We start from the raw sequence: 2,812 nt of genomic DNA, 5'->3' as shown, positions 1-2,812 counted from the left end.
CCACCGGCAAATTCATCAAGCGGTCGATCGAAGCCAGCGCGGCGCGGGATTGATGATAGCGGGTCAATAGCGCCGCCACCTGGGACATCGGCGCCAGCGCCCTGCCGGTCAGGGTAGTGCAGGCAATCAGCCCGCCGGTGGTGAGCTTGTCATCGACAATGAGGTAGACTCCGAACACCACCACGGCAAGGTAGGCCGCCTGCTGCGCGAAAGCCGCAAAGTTGACGATGCAGGCCGACAGGAAGCGGGTCTTGAGACCCAGCCTGGAGATCTGGCCGAGCACCTGCTCCCACTTGCCCTGCGTCGGCCCTTCGGCACCCATCGTCTTGATGGTCTCCAGGCCTACCAGCGTCTCGATCAACATCGCCTGCCGCTGGCCCGCACAACGTTGATTTGCCTGGATGGCCCGCGCAAGCGGCCCTTGCAAGACCAGCCCGGCACCGACGACCAAGGGAAGGGCAATCACCGGCGCCCAGCCAAGGCCGCCGCCCACCCAGAATATTGTCAAGATAAAGAACACCACGAACGGCACGTCGATCAGAGCCGTGATGGTGGCGGAGGTGAAAAACTCGCGTACCGCCTCGAATTCCTGCAGGTTGTTGGCAAATCCGCCGACCGATGGGGGGCGCGCGGCCATCTGGATGCCGAGCACTTTCTCGAAGATATTGGTCGACAGGATCACGTCGATCTTCTTGCCAGCTATGTCGATATAGTAGCCGCGCAAGGTGCGGATAAGCACATCGAAGCCCACCACCAGCATCACGCCGATGGTCAACGCCCACAGTGTTTCCATGGCATGGTTCGGTACTACCCGGTCATACACATTCATGGTGAACAGTGGCATGACGAGGGCAAACACACTGATCAGCAGTGATGCGATCAGGACCTCGCCAAAGACCGGCCAGGATTGCGCTACCACGCCCCAGAACCAGTGGCGCGGACGGGGCACCGCGCTCTGTGCGGTGCCCTCCTCGAAGCGGTAAGCGGGCCGTGCGAACAACACGTAGCCCATATAGCGCCGCTCCAACTCTTCCAGGCCGATCTCGCTCTCTCCCGCACCGGACTCCGGCATCACGAGCTGCGCGCGCGTGCCGGCACCCCTGCGTACGAGCACGCACGCCTGCCGGCCTTGCAACAGCAAGACGGCGGGCAGCACCAGATCGGAGATGGCGTGCAAGGGCCGCTTGGCCAGCTTGGCGGACAGGCCGGCTCGGGCCGCGGCGCGTACGAACAGATCAGGCGTGAGGCGATGCTCAACCAGCGGCAGGCCCGCAGTCAGCGCGTCGGCCGACACTGGCCGATTGAACATTTTGGCCAGCACCAGAAGACAGCCGAGCAAGGGATCGTCGTCCGGACCAGACGAAGGCGGCAGGTCCCATGGCCGCTGCGGCGATGCAGCCCCCTGCTCGGTTGTGGGCTGAACTGGTGACTCGGCGCGGTGCATTTACAGCACCCCGACTGAGTCTGGGTCGCAAAAAATTGGCAGCGCCAAGGCCGCCAGCATTTTGACAACAGAATCCCCGGTATCTCGCATGATCGCCCCCCGGCATCTCGCGCACGCCCAAATAAGGGCTCCGCCACCTTCCATCTCGCACATCTCCCGCGCTTTGGGCCAAACACGATCCGCCGAGCACAGGAGAACAGGAAATCTCAAAAAATCAAAGCCCCTCGTTTGGGCGCCCGCGCCCCTGCGGGGCGTTCGAGCGGACGTAAATTGCAGCGAGATCAAAGCTCTTCCAAAAGCGCTTTGAACTTAGAAGCGACCAGGAAACACCCGCCTCGGGATCGCCAGACAAAAGCAGATCACGAGCCTTGTGTTGCAGATCTTCGCGAAGCAAAAGCACCCGCTGAAGGTCGGGTACGGGTTTCGAGCCGAGATTGCCGACTCAGGTCAAACCGATTGATCCGGATTGTCCCGAACGGGTCCGGAGTGTGGTCGATACAGGATCGATCTCTCCCCGGGGCACGGCGTGACAAGGCGGACCTTTCGATTCCACCGATCCTCAGGGACCATGCCTGTCGGCGAACCGACCGGTGAGTTCTCACCTGGCGCGTTGCCGCTTGCTGCGGCTTGCGTGCCTTTGTAGGTGCCACGGACCAATTCTGACTCCCTCAGGAACCGGTCCGCGCCTGAAATTTGCTGCAAACTGCTTGTGATCGCTGCACCGGAGCTCGCAGAAGACACGACACCGGCTAGGCGTGGGCCATTGGATATAAAGTTAGTTGCGCTGGCTCTGCGCCGACCCCCTGCAATGCACGACCTGCAATTCATCTGTTAAGTGGTTACTCGGTGAACCTTCGAACGCGATCGACCACATCGCTTGTCCGACTGCTCCCGTGATGTATCTAGATGAGGTCACACTTCATTTTGTAACCGATATCAGAGCGAGGAGCATGCCATCACCCACAACCTATTGATTTATATGGCGCAACTAAATTGTTCCCCAAAAATTTGTAAGATTTTGAGTCATAGTGTTTCTTCGTTGTTACTAGTGAGTATCTGCAATGTGCTCGGCTGCCCTGCACCTAGCAGGCGTATTCAGTGATGTCACCGATGCTTTGGGACCAGGTGGTGTGGTGGCAAGAGGCAGGCACACCGTGTTGCATTTGGTTGCAACGGTGAAACTGGATCGGCGTTTGTGGCGAGAAAGATAGTTCGCGTTGCCGTGTTAAGTGGAAGGGTATACCCGTATCGATTGCAGCTTATAGGCGCCTGCGCTAGCTAAAAGGCCTAGCCCAAGTAGGCCCACCCCCTTTTTGCCGAGGCGGGGTAGTCGAGAAGCATCGATCTAATGGACGAGCAAAGCATGGC

Annotated in this window: 1 protein-coding gene; it reads right to left on the bottom strand. The window is 59.7% G+C overall.

All coding sequences use genetic code 11. The features are described from left to right. Positions 1–1,444 (bottom strand): ABC transporter transmembrane domain-containing protein (locus AC1DS3_RS37450; RefSeq protein WP_477129228.1); only part of this gene is annotated, 1,444 nt, incomplete at its 3' end. Positions 1,445–2,812 lie beyond the last annotated feature (1,368 nt).

This window comes from Cupriavidus sp. 01L46 (genome assembly GCF_056399905.1).
Note: the sequence above shows the minus strand (reverse complement) of the source record. Positions and strands in the feature narration are given on the sequence as shown.